This window comes from Sphingomonas bisphenolicum (assembly GCF_024349785.1).
Taxonomy (GTDB): Bacteria; Pseudomonadota; Alphaproteobacteria; order Sphingomonadales; family Sphingomonadaceae; genus Sphingobium; species Sphingobium bisphenolicum.
The window spans coordinates 175250-190573 of the sequence record NZ_AP018817.1 but is presented as its reverse complement, the minus strand read 5'-3'; the positions used below and the strand labels follow the sequence as shown (position 1 = coordinate 190573).

Sequence of the window (15324 nt, the reverse complement as noted above, 5' to 3'; positions counted from 1 at the left end):
TCCTCTCGATCCCGGCCTTATGAACCGAAGTGGAAGCGGGCGCCGATCTTGAACGCACGACCGACCGGATCGAACAGGATCTGGTTGGTACCGCCCGATGGCCCGGGCATGGCGGGCGGATCGCGGTCGAGCAGGTTGTTCACCGTGGCGAACAGCTGGAAGGTCCGGCCGTTGCCGGCATCGACATTCACCCGCGCCGTCATGTCGAGGTAGAAGCGGCTCGGCACATTATTGTTGTCGACGCTGTTCGGCGCGGTCACGGCATAGCCATCCTGATCCGGCCCGACGAAATTTGTCCAGTAAATCCCCGACGGAATGTAGCGGCCATGGCCGGTCAACTGGAATTTGCCGACCGTCCAGGTCAGCACGCCGTCCAGCACATAATCGGGCACGCCCGGTATCGTCCCGGTGCGGACGCCGGTCTGGCCGGCGCGATCCACCGCGCCCAGCGCGTCGACGGTCGTCAGTTCCTTGGTGATATTCGCGATCAGTTGCGCGTTCAATTCGCCCCACGATCCGAGCGGCTGACGATATTGGAATTCGATGTCATAGCCGCTGGTCTTGAGCGCATTGGAATTGAGGATGACGTCGCGCACCTGAAGAATCTGGTTATTGGCGTCGCGCGTGATCTGGCTGCAGAAATTGGTGGCCCCCTGGGCGCAGCGGTTGACCAGCGTCTGCGCGCCGAGGGCGCCGATCGCGTCGGCTACCTTGATGTTGTAATAATCGACCGACAGACGCAGGCGCTGGAGCAGGCCGTGGCGCGGCGCGATCACGAAGCCGCCGGTCCAGCTGTCCGCCTTTTCGACGGACAGGTCGGGATTTGCGCCTGTGATGACGAAGGGATTGGTCTGCAATCCGCCGTTCAGCGGGTCGGACAGGCCGATCGAGCGGAGCGTCTGCGGGCCGAACAGTTCGAAGATATTGGGCGCGCGAATATCGCGCGACCGGGTGCCGCGTAGCCGCACGCCTTCGACCGGCTCATAGACGAGGCCCGCCTTCCAGGTCGTGACAGACCCCGTCGTGCTATAATGGGTGCGCCGGACCGCGCCATTGAGGTCGAGGGCATAGCCGACCGCCGAATCCCGCAACACTGGAACGGCGATTTCGCCGAACAGCTCCTTCACCGTCACGCCGCCCGACAAGGCCGACCCGTTGAGCGAATAGAAACCGTTCGCGGCCGAAATCGGATCGGCGGTGCCATCCACCGTATCGCGGCGATATTCCGCGCCGACCGCGACCGTCACCGGCCCGGCGGGCAGGTCGAACAGTTCGCCACGCAGGTCCACGCCCGCGACATGCTGTTCATTGACCGTATGTTGCAGACCGTTGCCGGTGATATAACCGACCGACGCCTGGCTGTAGCGCCCCTCGCCGAACGGATTGAAGGGCACGCAGGCAGGATCGTCGTTGCTGGCGATGCCATCGGCGTTGACGCGGCATACGGTCTGGCCGCCGGACTGCACCGCGTCCACCGCCTTGAGCAGATTGGCCTGATTGACCAGGTTCGTCGCGCGCTGGGTGAAATTGGTGCGACCATATTGGTAGAAGCCGTTCACCGTCCATTTGTCGCTCAGTTTCCCCTCGACGCCCAGCACGCCGCGATAGGTTTCCGTGGTCGATGTCGCGCGACCGGGACCAAGGTCGAACGCCGCCTTGCCCAGGATGAAGGAGGCGACGCCATTGGCGTCCATCGCCGACGCCACGGCGGCGGGAATGAAGGGATTGTCGCGCTTGATGCGACCCAGCAGCGTACCATTGAAGTCGCGGAAGATGGCGCCGTCGACCGTGCCCTTGACGCGCCCGTAGGAGACGTCGGCGGTCAGCGTCACATCGTCGGTCAGTTCCGCCGTCAGGGCGCCATAGGTGGAAACCCGTTCCAGCGGTACTTTGAGCCGCAGCGCGGAGATGAAGCCGTTACGCCCCTGTCCCTCGCCGCCGAGCATGAAGAGCGGGCCGACCAGCGTGCCATATTGGAATTGGCCCGGCGTGCCGTCGGCCAGGAACTTGGTGCCGCGCAGGGGGTCGGTCGCCGTCGTGCCGATCGCCTGACCCGCCGCATTATAGGACCGGTTGATCAAGCCGCCCGGCGTCATGGTCGATGTATTGACTCCGCCGATGATGAGGTTGGCGGGCAGGCCACCGGCGCCGGGCGTGTTGCCCAGGATCAGGGTCTGACTATCGCACCAGCTGCGGCTCGTGCAGGTGCCCAGGCCTTCCAGCTTTTCATATTCGACCGCGCCGATCACATGGACGCGATCGCCCAGGCTCATGCCGCCCGAAAGGCTGGCGAACAGATTGCCGTCATCGCCGCGCTGCGACATGCCGGCGGCAAATTCGCCGTCCAGCCCTTCCTTCTTCCGGTCGAGGACGAAGTTCACGACGCCCGCGACCGCATCCGAACCATAGGCGGCCGAAGCGCCCCCGGTCACGACATCGACCGTGCGCAGCAGGGAGGACGGGATGAGGTTGGTATCGACCGACCCCTGCACAGTGCTGGGCACGAAACGCTTGCCATCGACCAGGACGAGCGTGCGCTGCGGATCAAGTCCCCGCAGATCGAGCAGCCGCGCACCGATATTGCCGCCCAGATTGGCCTGGGCCGCCGGACCGCTCGATGCGCGGAAACTGGGTAGCTGGTTCAGCGCTTCGCCGACATTGGTGATACCCAGCGCATCCAGCCGTTCTGCGCCGATCGAGGTGACGGGTGTCGGTGCGTTGAAGTTGGAACCCAGCCGCGTACCCGTCACGACGATGTCCGTCACGGGCAGGTTGGCGGGGGTCGCGTCAGCGGCTTGGGCGGATTGCTGCGTGGCGGACGGTTCGGCCGTCACGGCTTCCTGTGCGGCTGCGCCGATCGGCAGGGCCGCCATCGCTACCCCGACAATGGCCAGGACGCTCGCATTTGCGCGCATGTGCTGGGTGCTCAATCGCATCGTCATTTCCCTCTCCTGGCCTTCTGCTGCGGCCTCTGCGCAATTTATGTACCGTGATACATATATTGTCAACGCCCTCCTGCTATCTAGAAGACCGGCGGAAAACGGGCATTTTGCAGTTATTCAAGAGCGCCGCTAAGAATGACTGGCGGGCTAAAATTCAGTGCGCCTGCCTTGCGATGGGAATGACATGGCCTCCGACGACTCCAATCCAGTCGACCCGTTCGACAGCAGCACGCCGCAATATCGCGCCTATTTTCCGGAAGGATCGCGGGACGATGTCGAATTCCGGCTGACCCGAATACTCTCGCTGTCGGCCCGCCGCTGGGGGACGCATGTCGAGAATCGGATGCTGGCCGCGACCGGTCAGTCCAGGTCCAGATGGCAGACCCTTTTCGTCCTCAGCGTCGCGCCGCCGCCGGTCACCACGTCGCTGCTGTCGGCCCGTCTTGCCATTCAATGGCCGCCGCTGATCCGGACGCTGAATTCGCTGGAAGCCGACGGTTTGATCCGGCGGACGGAGAATCCGCACGACAAGCGATCGCGCCATATCGAGATCACGCCGGCCGGCATGGAGGTTGTCGAACAGGTTCAGCCGATCCTGTCGGACATCCGATCGACGGTATTTGCCAAGTTGAGCGAACAGGAGATGGAGTTGGCGACCCGCGTTCTGGGGATGATCGTTGCTGGCGTAGGGGAGGCTCAGGATATCGGCGACGACTGACATTGTCGGCGGCATTGCCATGGAACGCCGCGACACTGTCGGTTTGTCATGGTGATGGAATGACGGTCGCGGACGCGCCAGCCGGCGCTCGGGGTCGAGGCCGCGCCAGGCTCTGATCGAAGCATTCCGGCTCGTTCGCCAGCGTCATGTCCGCCTGCGCCTCGATCGCGCGAAAATAACATTGCGACAGGCTTCGATCCTGCGGGACCGCATATCGCCACATTGGGGCCTTGGCCGCACCGAACCGGTCGCCGGCCATTGGCGAACCCGGTGACTGCGCTCCCCGCAGCGACGCCAGGCCGCTCAATGCCGCGCGCCGGGAAAACCCATGCCTCCACGATCGACTTCGCCGCAGAATGAGAATTATACAGCAAGAATAATGTATTTTGGCGGAGCGGCAGGGATTCGAACCCTGGATACGCTTTTGGCGTATACTCACTTTCCAGGCGAGCGCCTTCGACCACTCGGCCACCGCTCCGCATTGCACTGGAAGTGCGGCTCCCTATCGTGCGATGTGCGGCTAGGCAAGGGGTATAGGCAGGGGATGCTTTACTTTATCCCGACGCCGCTGTTTGATCGGTGCATGAACCGTCTTCTCGCGCTTGCGCTGTCCGCCATCGTCCTTCCCGCCTGTCTTGCCGTCCCGGCTCTCGCCACCGATCCGCCCGCCACGCCCGCCGCCGTGGTGGCGCAGGCGCCGGCGGGCGCATGGCGGCCGATACCAGCGGACGAACTGCTGGTGATGACCATAGAGGGCGGCAAGCGCGTGGTCATCCAGCTCGCACCCGGCTTTTCGCCGCGCCATGTCGCCAATATCGCGGCGCTGGCGAAGGCGCATTGGTGGGACGGCACCAGCATCAACCGGGTGCAGGACAATTATGTCGCGCAATGGGGCGACGCGACGGAGAAGAAGCCGATGCCGCCCGGCCTGTCCGCCACCAGCCCGGACGATTATGCCCTGCCGCTGGCGACGCGGCGGCTTGCGGTCACGCCCTTGCCCCATGCCGATCCCTATGCCCCCTCGACCGGCTTTGTCGGCGGCTGGCCGGTGGCGATGGACGGGACGTCGGCGTGGCTGCCCCATTGCTACGGCTATGTCGGCGTCGGGCGCAATATATCGCCGGACGCCGGGACGGGCGCCGAACTCTATGCCGTGATCGGCCAGGCGCCGCGTCAGCTCGACCGCAACATCGCAGTCGTCGGGCGTGTGATCGAGGGTATGGCCAACCTGTCAAGCCTGCCGCGCGGATCGGGCGAACTGGGCTTTTACACCCCCACCGAACATCAGGTGCCGATCCTGACGGTCCGTCTCGCCAGCGAACTGCCGGTCGCCGACAGGCCGCATTTCGAGGTGATGGACACGCTGTCGCCCAGCTTCGCCGATTATCTGCGCCTGCGCGCCAACCGGAAGGATGATTTCTACGATCGCCCGGCCGGCGGCGTCGATCTGTGCAATGCGCCGGTGCCGGTCAGGGCCGCGCCTTAAAAACGGAGAACATTCTCATCCCGCTTGCGTTATCATGACGCCAGAGCGGCGCGATCGCAACCCGCGCCCATTTCTGGAGAGGCTCAGATGATCGTCGGCACCGTCAAGGAAATCAAGAATCACGAATATCGCGTCGGCCTGACCCCCGAAAGCGTGCATGAACTGACCGCGCACGGCCATGTCGTGCTGGTGGAGAGTGGTGCGGGCGAGGGCATTGGGGCGACCGACGCGCAATATGAGCGGGCCGGGGCGACGATCATCGCCACCGCGGCGGAGATTTTCGTCCAGGCGGAGATGATTGTGAAGGTCAAGGAGCCGCAGCCGCAGGAGCGCGTCCTGCTGCGGCCGGGCCAGATCCTCTACACCTATCTCCACCTGGCGCCGGACCCGGAACAGACCCGCGACCTGATCGCGTCGGGTGCAACCTGCATCGCCTATGAAACCGTGACCGACGTCCATGGCGGCCTGCCGTTGCTCAAGCCCATGAGCCAGGTCGCCGGTCGCATGGCGATCCAGGCCGGTGCGACCGCGCTGGAAAAGGCGCATGGCGGGCGTGGCGTGCTGCTGGGCGGCGTGCCGGGCGTGCTGCCGGCCAAAGTGGTGGTGATCGGTGGCGGCGTGGTGGGTTTCAACGCGGCGCAGATGGCGGCGGGCCTTGGCGCCGATGTCACCATCCTCGATCGCAGCCCCGAAGTGCTGGAAAAGCTCGGCATGTATTTCGAGGCGCGGGCCAAGACCCGGTTTTCCAACCGCGCCAACCTGGCCGAATGCGTGGCGGAGGCGGACCTCGTGATCGGGGCGGTGCTGATCCCCGGCGCCGCCGCGCCCAAGCTGGTGAGCGCCGCCATGCTGAAGACCATGAAGAAGGGCGCGGTGCTGGTGGACGTCGCGATCGACCAGGGCGGCTGCTTCGAAACCAGCCACGCGACCACCCATGCGGACCCGACCTATATCGTCGATGGCATCGTCCATTATTGCGTCGCGAACATGCCCGGCGCGGTCGCGCGCACCAGCACCTATGCGCTCAATAATGTGACGTTGCCGCATGCGCTGCGCATCGCCGAACTGGGGTGGAAGGACGCGTTGCGGCGCGATCCGCATCTGCGCGCCGGCCTCAATATCTGGGACGGGAAGGTCACGTATCAGGCTGTCGCGCAGGATCTGGGCCTGCCCTACACGCCGGCGGAAGACGCCATCGCCTAACCTGCGCCATCGACCGTCGGCCGGCCGGCGTTGCCTTTTACGCCTAGGTCGCCGTCGCGATTTTGTTTCTCCCATGCGTCAGACTTTGGGACAGTGGCTTGCGGGTTCGCGCACCTCGTTCGTCTAGCGGGACAGGGGGACATGACCACATGCCCCCATGCAGCTTGATTCCGCCGAAGAGAGGCATGGTTTAACGTCATGGTCGATTTCCCCATATTCGCCGCCTTGATCCGCAGAGGCGCACGCAACATCATGCGCACTGGCCGCACTGGGCAGGAAGGGGCGCTGTAATGCAGGGCGATGTCATGACCTGGCTCATTCCGCTCATCGCGATGCTGGCCGCCGGCTTGCTCGCGGGCTTTGCCGCGGGCATTTTCGGCATTGGCGGCGGCTTCGTCGTGGTGCCGGCCCTGCTGGTCGTGCTGCCGCTGCTCGGCGGCACGCATGACGCCATCGCCCATGTCGCGATCGGCACGTCGGCGGCGACCATCATCGTCACCTCGATTCGTTCGCTCCTGTCGCACGCCAAGCGCGGCGCGGTGGAGTTCGAGGTGCTCAAGACCTGGGCGCCCTGGATCGTCCTGGGCTGCGGCGCGGGCGTGATGCTAGCCAGCCATGTCGATGGCCGCACGCTGAAGATGATCTTCGGCGGCGGCGTGATCCTGATGTCGCTGAACTTCCTGCTGCCCCGGGTGAGCGGCAAGGTCGTCAGCGACACGATGCCGTCGGGCATATTGCGCATGGGCATTGCCGGCGGGCTGGGCACCTTTTCCTCGCTGCTGGGCATCGGCGGCGGCACCATCGCCATCATGGTGATGACGCTGTGCGGCCGCACCATCCACCGGGCGATCGCCACGGCATCGGGAATCGGCACGCTGATCGCCATCCCGACGACCATCGGCTTCGCGATCATCGGCCTGAAGGAAGGCGGCCTGCCCTGGGGTTCGCTGGGCTATATCAACATCCCCGCCACGCTGGCGATCGCCTCCATGTCGATGCTGACCGCGCCGCTCGGCGTGGCCGCCGCCCACAGCCTGCCCGCCGGTCCGCTCAAGAAGATCTTCGGCGCCTATCTGCTCGTAATCGGCTGCCTCATGCTGCGCGCCGGGCTCAAAATATAGACGCCAAAGCCGGGGCTTTGCGCGAAAGGCCGCCAGTGACAGGCTAACAGCCTTTGTCACTGGCGGCCTTTCGCGTTATCTGCGAGCCGGGGGACATGATGGCGCAGGCAGACGCGATTTCGATATTGCTGGTGGAAGATGACGAGGCCGCGCGCGCCAACATCGCCACGATCCTCAGCGACGCCGGCATGGTGGTGGAACAGGCGATCGACGGCGCCACCGGCCTCAACCGCGCCGGTGGCGGCAGCCACGACGTCATCATCCTCGACCGCATGTTGCCCCATCTGTCGGGCATCGACATCGTCACCCGGCTGCGGGTGGCGGGTGTAGGCGCCCCGGTGCTGATGCTGTCGGCGCTCGGCCGCAGCGAACATCGGGTCGAGGGCCTGGAAAGCGGCGTGGACGATTATCTCGCCAAGCCGTTCGAACCCGACGAACTGGTCGCGCGCGTCCGCGCGCTGTGGCGTCGGGCCAGCCGGCGCAGCCATGAGCCGGTGCTGCTGTTTGGCGACCTGGAATGCCATGTGAAGGCGCGCACGGCCTTTCGCCAGGGCAAGCATCTGCCGCTCTCGCCCAAGGAATTCGAACTGTTCCGTTATCTGATGGAACATGCCGGCGAAGTGGTGACGCGCGAAATGCTGCTGCGGCAGGTATGGAAATTGAGCTTCGATCCCCAGACCAATGTCGTCGACGTGAATGTCGGCCGTCTGCGCCGCAAGCTGGAGGACGGGATCGATGGCCCGGTACTGGAAACCGTGTGGGGTACCGGTTATCGCCTGATCGCTGCGGCGGGGGCAGGGGCCAGCAGTGCCTAGACCCGGGCTGTTCCGTTCGGTCTTCGGGCGGGTCACCCTGTCGGCGCTGCTGGTTAGCCTGCTCTCCACGCTGGCGCTGTTCCTGGTGGTGCAGAAGATCGTCGAGGATGATGGCCGGGCGATGCTGGCGCGGGAGGTCGATACCGACCTGGCCGGACTCGCCGACATCTATCTCAGCAGCGACGAGGCGGAACTGAAGGCGCGGATCGCCGATCGCCTCGCCATGTATCGTGAGGATGGCGAACGTAGCTGGTATCTGCTGACCGATCCGGCCGGTCGCCGTCTGGCGGGCAATCTCGACCGCTGGCCGGTCATCGCATCCGAAGTGTCGGAGGCGCGCTACGTCAACCTGCCCGACGGCGACCGCATGTTCGCCCGTGCGACCCAGCTCGGTACCGGCGCGCGCCTGCTGGTGGGGCGCAGCAGCTATCGCGGGCAGGCGCTGCTCACCCGGCTTGCCACCGCCTTTGCCGTCGCCGGAGCGGGCATCGCGCTTCTCAGCCTGATCGCCGGCCATTTCGCCGCCCGTCGCCTGCGTGCGCGGGTGGAGGTGGTGAACGCCACCTTCGCAGCGGTTCGCGCGGGCCGGATCGCCGCCCGCGTGCCCGGGCCGGGGGACAATGATGAACTGGCCGAACTGGCCGCCAACACCAACGCCATGCTCGACCAGGTCGAACGGCTGGTCGAGGCGCAACGCACCGTGTCGGACCAGACCGCGCATGAGATTCGCACTCCGCTGATGCATCTCGACACCCGCATCCTCAAGGCGATGGAGGGGACGCAGGACGAGGCGCTGTTGCGCACGCTGGATCAGTCGCGGGCGGAAATCCGAAGCGTCGTGCGCCTGCTCGATTCGCTGCTCGATATTGCCGGCACGCAGGCGATGCGCGGCGACCTGCGCGGTCTGGCCGAAGTCGATCTCAGCGACGTTGCCGAAAGCCTGGCCGATCTCTACGGCGCCAGCGCGGAGGATCTGGGCATCGGCTTCCATGCGCGGATCGCGCCAGGGGTGCGCGTGCGCGCCGACCCGATGCAGATGACCCGGCTCATGTCCAACCTGCTCGACAATGCCTTCAAATATGTGCCGACCGGTGGCTCCATCGTGCTGGAACTGGCGCCCGGTCCGCATATCGTGGTGCAGGATAATGGCCCCGGCATCCCGCCGGCCGACCGCGAGCGGGTGTTCGAACGCTATGTCCGGCTTGACGGCGCGCGGGGCGGGGGGCATGGCCTTGGCCTTTCGCTCGCCAGGGCGATCGCAGAGCGGCACGAATTGTCGCTGCATGTGGAGGACGCCGCGCCCGGTGCGCGGTTCGTGCTCCAGCCGGAGGACCGCGATGATTAGGCTGCTCTTGCCGGGATTGCTGCTTGTCGCCGGACCGGCCGCGCCGGCAGCCGACATGCTGCCTGCCGATCCGGTGTTGCGGACGTTGATGGAAGGCGAGGTCGCGCAGGGCCATGGCGATCATGCCGCGCTGCTCGACACGGCGCAAATCCTCAAGGCGCTCGGCGCGACCCCGGCCGAAGGGCAGGATGATCTCGCGGCGCTATGGACGCAGGAGGCGCAGGATCATGGCGTCACTCAGTCGGCGCTCGGTTTTCGCGGCCGGGCGCTGGGGCCGGCCTATCGGCGCGGATCGCTCGGCGCGGGGGACAGCGTGACCGTGCGGCAGCTTTTCTTCGCCGGACAGCGCGCCCAGATTTCGGTCGCCCCGGCTCACGGCGCGGCCAATCTGTCGATGCGGGTGCAGGGCGCGGATGGTAATACCCTGTGCGCCAAGCCGATCGGCGGCACCCAGGCGGACTGCGCCTGGCTGCCGCTTTTCACCGACCGCTACGACATCGTCATCGAAAATGGCGGGTCGGTTCCTGCCGCTTTCTATCTGGTGGTCCGCTAGGCTTTTAACCGACTGACTTCAGGCCGATAAGCCCTGATTTTCGGGGATTTTCGCGCGTCGGCCCGTCGCCTCAATGCCTCGCTTCGTCCATTCTGCATATCCGTTCAGGCGAAAAGGGCCGGGGTCGGCGCGTTGTGCCATGCATGGTTCAGATCAGAAGAGGAGAAGAACCCATGATGTACGCAAAGCTTATCGCCGCCACCGCCTTGCTGGGCATGGCTCCTGCCGCCGCCATGGCGCAGGAAGGCCCGGTCAGCTATGAAGAGCAGCTGGCCCGGGTCGAAACCCAACTGGTCTATCAGGCGCCGATCGCTGGCGTGCAGAATGATTACTGGTTCAACTATCAGACCGATCTGGCCGAAGCGCGCAAGGAACTGACCAACGATCTGCGCGGTTCGTCCGACGCGGAGGATAATCGCGACGCCTGGGAGGAATATCGCGCCGAGCTGGCCGACGCTCGCGGCGACTATGCCAAGGAAATGGCCGAAAAGGGCTATCCGGTCGGCGAGGTTCGCGTACTGACCGACAATGGTCGCTAAACGGCACTGTTCACGGGGGGGGCGGCCCGTCCTCCCCGTCAATCGGCATCGGGGTCGCGGAAATTCAGCCGCCGCGTCACCGTATAGTCGAGCACGCCGACCAGCAGATAGCTGATCCACTGTTTCAGGAGGGTCAGCCCGCTGCGACCCGACCGATGCGCCTCCAGGCTGATCGCCCGGCTCCGCGCCGCCTCGCGCCCGATGAACTGGCGCACTTCTTCGGCGAAGCCGGCATCTTCCACCCGCAGCATCACCTCCAGGTTGATGAACAGGCTGCGCATGTCGAAATTGGCCGATCCCACATAGACCGCATCGTCGATGACGATCAGCTTCATGTGCAGCTTGCACGGCTGATATTCGTATATATTCACGCCTCGCCGCAAGAGCGGCCCGTAGAGCAATCGCGCCGCCGCGACTGTCGCGCCATTGTCCGATCTGGCCGGCAGAATGATGCGCGCGCCCTTGCGCTGCGCGGCGCGGGCGATGCGTTTGAGCATCCCGCGTCCTGGCGAAAAATAGGCGGCGATCATATCGACCCGCGCCGCCTGCTCCAGGTCATGCTTCACCACTTGCGCCCAGGGGCTCAGGCGCCGGGTCGGTCCGCCGATCAGCCAGCGGAACGGGTCGTCTGGGTGGTGATGGAGCGACGGATGCCATTGTCGGACCATGCGCCGCAAAGTGCGGAAGCGATGTTTCTTCGTCGATCCCCAACGCCATAGCTGGCCATACCAGAGGGTCATCGCCTCGACCTGGTCGCCGACGATCAGCAAGCCGATGTCGCGCCAGCAATCCTCGGCGGGAATCCCGAAATAGCCGTCCTCGACATTGAAGCCGCCGATCATCAGTCTTTTGTCGTCGGCAATCGCCATCTTCTGATGGTTGCGGATCAGGTAGCGGGTGGAACGGCTGGTGCCGAACCGCGCGAATGACCCGCCCGCCTCGATCAGCGGCGCGAAAAAAGCGTCGGGCGTGGCGGACGATCCGAACCCGTCGATCATGAGTGTCACCGCTACCCCGCGTCGTCGCGCCGCGATCAGCGCGTCGCGGACCAGCGTTCCGCTGCCGTCGGCCGCGAAGATATAATAATAGAGCTTCAGGCAGTGTTGCGCCCCGTCGATCAGGGCGATCAGCGTGTCGCGCAGGGCCGGGCCTTCCGCGATCAGGCGCAGATGATTGCCGTGCAGGTCCAGGCGGATATCGTCCGCTTGCGCGCAGGCTGGGGCGGGCTCGACGGTCGCCATATCCCCTTCATGCCCATTTCGCTCGTGTATCGCCATGGCTTTATGGCCTTTTCATTGACTCTCGCAGGGACGGCTGCTAGGCGGCCCGTTCACGACTTTCCTTCCGTTATTTGCAGGAGGCCCTGTTTGGCCCGCGTTACCGTCGAAGATTGCGTCGACAAGGTTACCAACCGTTTTGACCTCGTCCTGCTCGCCGCCCAGCGCGCGCGGGAGATTTCCGGCGGCGCCGAGCTGACGCTCGACCGCGACCGGGACAAGAATCCGGTCGTCGCCCTGCGCGAGATCGCCGAGGAAACCGTCTTGCCTGCCGATCTGCATGATTCGGTCGTCGCGTCGCTGCAGAAGGTGCAGATCGACGATGACGATACGCCGGACGAGATCGGTTCGATCGCCCAGTCGGCGGAGGCTCTGCGCCTGACCGCCGCCGCGCCGCCGCGCAACCAGAATATTGGCGGCGATTACGACGGCTGATCGCTGGAAGAGTTTGGAGAGGGAAAGAGGCTCGGCCTGCGCAAGCGGGACCGGGCCTCGACCTTTTTGAGACAGCAAAAAGGCGCGGGGACGGATTGTCCCACGCGCCTTTTTTGTTTTAGCAGCTGCCGTTGCGGTCGATCGCGCGGCCAGCCAGCGCGCCGGCGCCCGCGCCGATGATCGTACCTGGCGCACGGTCGCCGCGCGTGTCAACGGCCCGGCCCAGCAGCGCGCCGGCTACGCCGCCCAGCAGCAGACCGGTGGTGCCGCCCGACTTGCGGCAGCGGTAGCGGTTGTCGTCGCGATAGCCGCGCCGATCGGCATAGCGGTCGCCACGATGATGATCGCCGCGATAGTCGCGATGATAGCCGCGACGATCATGGTCGCGCGCATAGGATGTCGCGGGGACCACGGCGCTCAGCGACGCGGCGGCAAGGGCGGTGGCCAAAATGGCTTTACGAAAGATCATCTATATTCTCCTCAAACCCTGAAATCTCTGACTGTGATTGGGGTATCGCATGAGGCACTTGTTTCGTTCCTGAACCGGCCTGTTATGCGCGGTTCAGCTAAGACATTGGAACATCTAAAGAGACAGCGCCTGCTGCCCGCCGCCCAATGGCGGCAGCGCCCAGTCGATCGCACCGCGGCCCTTGGCTTCCAGAAAGGCGTTGGCCCTGGAAAAGGGCCGCGATCCCAGAAAACCGTTGTGCGCGGAAAGGGGGGAGGGGTGCGCGGACTTGATGACCAGATGGCGGCTCTGATCGACGAAGCCCGCCTTGCGCTGCGCATAGGCGCCCCACAACAGGAAGACGACCGGCTCTTCCTTCTGTGCGACGATCCGCACCACCGCGTCGGTGAACAGTTCCCAGCCCTTGCCCTGATGCGACGCGGCCCGCCCCATCTCCACCGTCAGCACGCTGTTGAGCAGCAGCACGCCCTGTCTGGCCCAATGCTCCAGAAAGCCATGGCTGGCCCGTGGGATGCCCAGATCCGCCTCCATCTCCTTGTAGATATTGACCAGCGACGGTGGCGTGCGCACGCCCGGCTGTACCGAAAAGCACAGGCCATGGGCCTGCCCTTCGCCATGATAGGGGTCTTGCCCCAATATCACGGCTTTCACCTGATCCAGCGGGGTCAGGTCCAGCGCGCGGAAATATTCGCTGCCTTTCGGGAAGATGCGCTTCCCCGCCGCTTTCTCCGCCTGCAGGAAATGTTTCAGTCCCTGCATGTGCGGGGCGGCGAATTGGTCGGCCAGCGGCGCGCGCCAGCTTTCGTGCAGCTTGATGGTGTCGCTCATGCCGTCTGATGGCGCGGGGCGCAAAGTCCTGTCAACCTGCCTGTTTCGGGGGCAAAGCCTCTTGCCTCCCGCGCGCTGATCCGCGACAGGCAAAACATGTCGTTCGCTCGTCCCGTCAGCTTGCTCGCCGCTTTCGGCCTGTTTCTCGCCCCACTGCCCAGCGCGGACGCCTTCGGCCCGCCGCCCAAGCCGCTGGTCCAGCAGACCGCCGAAGCGAAACTGTTGGGTGAATTTGCGCGCTTTGCGGCCCTGTCGGATGGTTCGGTCGGGATCGCGGTGCGCGATCTCCAGACCGGCGAGACGCAGGCGATGAACGGCGACACGCTGTTCCCGATGGCCAGCGCCTATAAAGTGGCGGTGGCGGGGCGCATCTTCGCGCTGGTCGATGCGGGGGAGGCGCGGCTCGACGAACAGCTTGCGCTCGATCCTGCGCTGGCGAGCGAGGGCGGCATCGCCTGGATGTTCTCCCGCCCCGGCGCGACCCTGTCGATCGACCGGCTGCTCGAACTGATGCTCCAGAAGAGCGACAATAATGCGACCGACGTGCTGGTCGCGCGGGCGGGCGGGCCGCAGGCGATCACCGGCTTCGTCAACAAGCTCGGCGTCACCGGGCTGCGCGTCGACAGCGACACCGCCCATCTCCTCTACCGCGCCATGGGCATCCATCCGCTGGCGGGCAGCTTCCGCCAGAATGCGGACGCAGCCCGCCGCGCTGACCCGCAACTGGTCACGCGCGACCTGCGCGACCTGCCCAACATGGCCTTCGCCGCTGAATTGCAGGATACGTCCACGCCCACGGCGATGCTCGACCTGATCGCCGCCTATGAATCGGGTCGCGCGCTGTCGGCGGCCAGCACGCAGCGGCTGTTCACGATCATGGCGAATTGCGAAACGGGCAAGAAGCGCATCGTCGGCATGTTGCCGCCCGGTACCGCGGTCGCGCACAAGACGGGCTCGCTCAACGGCATCGGCAACGATGTCGGCGTGGTGCGGCTGCCCGATGGCCGCCGCTTCGCAATCGCGGTTTTCGTGATGAAGGACGGCAAGGGCCATGTCGCGCGCGACCGGATCATCGCGGAGGCGGCGCGGGCCGCTTACGATTATTTCCTCTATGCTCCCGACAGGGCGCACGGTCTGGCGCATAAGACTTAACAGCCACCGGCTGTTTCGTTACGCTCGCGGTCAAAGAGAGGATGCCAGGCATATGGCCGTGACACGCATGAAGCGCTTCCGCGACTTTTGGCCTTATTATCTGCAGGAACATGCGCGTCCGGGCACCCGCGCGCTCCATTATGCCGGCACCAGCCTGGTGGCGGCGCTCGTCGCGGCGGCGCCCTTTGCCGGGCGGTGGTGGATGGCCGTGGCCTTGCCCCTGGCAGGCTATGGCTTCGCCTGGGCCGGCCACGGCCTGATCGAACGCAATCGCCCTGCGACCTTCCGCTACCCGCTCTGGTCGCTGCGCGCGGATTTCGTCATGTGGTATCGCTTTCTCACCGGTCGCATGGGTCGCGACCTCGCCCGTGCCGGTGTACGGCCCGACGGCACTGTCGATCCGGCTAGACGCATGTCCGTCTGACCGATCCGCTTGACCCG

15 protein-coding genes and 1 tRNA gene are annotated in these 15324 nt (G+C 65.3%); 11 read left to right on the top strand and 5 right to left on the bottom strand.

Annotated elements, in window-relative coordinates; translation table 11 throughout:
* Positions 1 to 17 precede the first annotated feature (17 nt).
* Entirely contained in the window at positions 18 to 2942 is a 2925-nt protein-coding gene (locus SBA_RS00965) for a TonB-dependent receptor domain-containing protein (protein ID WP_261935578.1), read from the bottom strand.
* Between the two features lie 184 nt (positions 2943 to 3126).
* On the opposite strand from SBA_RS00965, the gene SBA_RS00960 reads away from it, so the two are divergent.
* Entirely contained in the window at positions 3127 to 3660 is a 534-nt protein-coding gene (locus tag SBA_RS00960; RefSeq protein ID WP_261935577.1) for a MarR family winged helix-turn-helix transcriptional regulator, read from the top strand.
* Between the two features lie 387 nt (positions 3661 to 4047).
* Here the strand turns inward: SBA_RS00960 and SBA_RS00955 are convergent.
* Positions 4048 to 4138 (bottom strand) — tRNA-Ser (locus tag SBA_RS00955).
* A gap of 105 nt (positions 4139 to 4243) precedes the next feature.
* On the opposite strand from SBA_RS00955, the gene SBA_RS00950 reads away from it, so the two are divergent.
* The 7 genes from SBA_RS00950 (at position 4244) to SBA_RS00920 (ending at position 10722) form a co-directional block, all read left to right on the top strand.
* A complete protein-coding gene (locus tag SBA_RS00950) occupies positions 4244 to 5146 on the top strand; it encodes a peptidylprolyl isomerase (RefSeq protein WP_261935576.1) in 903 nt (300 codons plus the stop codon).
* A gap of 87 nt (positions 5147 to 5233) precedes the next feature.
* On the top strand, positions 5234 to 6349 hold the full coding sequence (gene ald, locus SBA_RS00945; protein WP_224548004.1) for an alanine dehydrogenase: 1116 nt from the start codon (positions 5234 to 5236) through the stop codon (positions 6347 to 6349).
* Positions 6350 to 6639: 290 nt separating this feature from the next.
* Positions 6640 to 7470 carry a sulfite exporter TauE/SafE family protein gene (locus SBA_RS00940; protein ID WP_224548005.1) on the top strand — a complete coding sequence of 277 codons (831 nt, stop codon included), beginning with the start codon at positions 6640 to 6642 and terminating at the stop codon, positions 7468 to 7470.
* 98 nt (positions 7471 to 7568) lie between these two features.
* Positions 7569 to 8285, top strand: coding sequence for a response regulator transcription factor (locus SBA_RS00935; protein WP_261936649.1), 717 nt, complete (start codon positions 7569 to 7571; stop codon positions 8283 to 8285).
* The gene (locus tag SBA_RS00930) at positions 8278 to 9630 is read left to right on the top strand and encodes a sensor histidine kinase (RefSeq protein WP_224548006.1); all 1353 of its coding nucleotides are present in this window, start codon (positions 8278 to 8280) and stop codon (positions 9628 to 9630) included. The genes SBA_RS00935 and SBA_RS00930 overlap by 8 nt, the downstream gene beginning before the upstream one ends.
* A complete protein-coding gene (locus tag SBA_RS00925) occupies positions 9623 to 10183 on the top strand; it encodes a hypothetical protein (protein ID WP_261935575.1) in 561 nt (186 codons plus the stop codon). The genes SBA_RS00930 and SBA_RS00925 overlap by 8 nt, the downstream gene beginning before the upstream one ends.
* A 173-nt stretch (positions 10184 to 10356) precedes the next feature.
* Positions 10357 to 10722, top strand: coding sequence for a hypothetical protein (locus SBA_RS00920; RefSeq protein ID WP_261935574.1), 366 nt, complete (start codon positions 10357 to 10359; stop codon positions 10720 to 10722).
* A 38-nt stretch (positions 10723 to 10760) separates the two neighbouring features.
* On the opposite strand, the gene SBA_RS00915 is transcribed toward SBA_RS00920, so the two are convergent.
* A complete protein-coding gene (locus SBA_RS00915) occupies positions 10761 to 11963 on the bottom strand; it encodes a phospholipase D-like domain-containing protein (RefSeq protein WP_390902359.1) in 1203 nt (400 codons plus the stop codon).
* 126 nt (positions 11964 to 12089) lie between these two features.
* Between SBA_RS00915 and rpoZ the strand changes: the two genes are divergently transcribed.
* On the top strand, positions 12090 to 12434 hold the full coding sequence (gene rpoZ / locus SBA_RS00910) for a DNA-directed RNA polymerase subunit omega (RefSeq protein WP_007708529.1): 345 nt from the start codon (positions 12090 to 12092) through the stop codon (positions 12432 to 12434).
* Positions 12435 to 12552: 118 nt separating this feature from the next.
* Here the strand turns inward: rpoZ and SBA_RS00905 are convergent, their stop codons facing one another.
* Complete coding sequence (locus SBA_RS00905; protein ID WP_224548012.1) at positions 12553 to 12903, bottom strand: glycine zipper 2TM domain-containing protein; 351 nt, start codon at positions 12901 to 12903, stop codon at positions 12553 to 12555.
* A gap of 114 nt (positions 12904 to 13017) precedes the next feature.
* Positions 13018 to 13731: a uracil-DNA glycosylase gene (gene ung / locus SBA_RS00900; RefSeq protein ID WP_261935572.1), complete on the bottom strand. Its 714-nt coding sequence runs from the start codon at positions 13729 to 13731 to the stop codon at positions 13018 to 13020.
* 96 nt (positions 13732 to 13827) lie between these two features.
* Here ung and bla point away from each other — a divergent pair, with 96 nt between their 5' ends.
* Together bla and SBA_RS00890 are read left to right on the top strand one after the other, a co-directional pair.
* A complete protein-coding gene (gene bla, locus SBA_RS00895) occupies positions 13828 to 14883 on the top strand; it encodes a class A beta-lactamase (protein WP_224548014.1) in 1056 nt (351 codons plus the stop codon).
* 52 nt (positions 14884 to 14935) lie between these two features.
* Entirely contained in the window at positions 14936 to 15307 is a 372-nt protein-coding gene (locus tag SBA_RS00890; protein ID WP_261935571.1) for a DUF962 domain-containing protein, read from the top strand.
* The last annotated feature ends 17 nt before the right edge of the window (positions 15308 to 15324 follow it).

What these genes read in the sequence shown, in the direction of transcription:
- SBA_RS00940 (WP_224548005.1), top strand. Translation starts at nt 6,640, where the DNA reads ATGCAGGGCGATGTCATGACCTGGCTCATTCCGCTCATCGCGATGCTG.
- ald (WP_224548004.1), top strand. Translation starts at nt 5,234, where the DNA reads ATGATCGTCGGCACCGTCAAGGAAATCAAGAATCACGAATATCGCGTC.
- SBA_RS00935 (WP_261936649.1), top strand. Translation starts at nt 7,569, where the DNA reads ATGGCGCAGGCAGACGCGATTTCGATATTGCTGGTGGAAGATGACGAG.
- SBA_RS00925 (WP_261935575.1), top strand. Translation starts at nt 9,623, where the DNA reads ATGATTAGGCTGCTCTTGCCGGGATTGCTGCTTGTCGCCGGACCGGCC.
- SBA_RS00890 (WP_261935571.1), top strand. Translation starts at nt 14,936, where the DNA reads ATGGCCGTGACACGCATGAAGCGCTTCCGCGACTTTTGGCCTTATTAT.
- SBA_RS00960 (WP_261935577.1), top strand. Translation starts at nt 3,127, where the DNA reads ATGGCCTCCGACGACTCCAATCCAGTCGACCCGTTCGACAGCAGCACG.
- SBA_RS00915 (WP_390902359.1), bottom strand. Translation starts at nt 11,963, where the DNA reads ATGGCGACCGTCGAGCCCGCCCCAGCCTGCGCGCAAGCGGACGATATC.
- SBA_RS00920 (WP_261935574.1), top strand. Translation starts at nt 10,357, where the DNA reads ATGATGTACGCAAAGCTTATCGCCGCCACCGCCTTGCTGGGCATGGCT.
- SBA_RS00965 (WP_261935578.1), bottom strand. Translation starts at nt 2,942, where the DNA reads ATGACGATGCGATTGAGCACCCAGCACATGCGCGCAAATGCGAGCGTC.
- ung (WP_261935572.1), bottom strand. Translation starts at nt 13,731, where the DNA reads ATGAGCGACACCATCAAGCTGCACGAAAGCTGGCGCGCGCCGCTGGCC.
- SBA_RS00905 (WP_224548012.1), bottom strand. Translation starts at nt 12,903, where the DNA reads ATGATCTTTCGTAAAGCCATTTTGGCCACCGCCCTTGCCGCCGCGTCG.
- SBA_RS00950 (WP_261935576.1), top strand. Translation starts at nt 4,244, where the DNA reads ATGAACCGTCTTCTCGCGCTTGCGCTGTCCGCCATCGTCCTTCCCGCC.
- bla (WP_224548014.1), top strand. Translation starts at nt 13,828, where the DNA reads ATGTCGTTCGCTCGTCCCGTCAGCTTGCTCGCCGCTTTCGGCCTGTTT.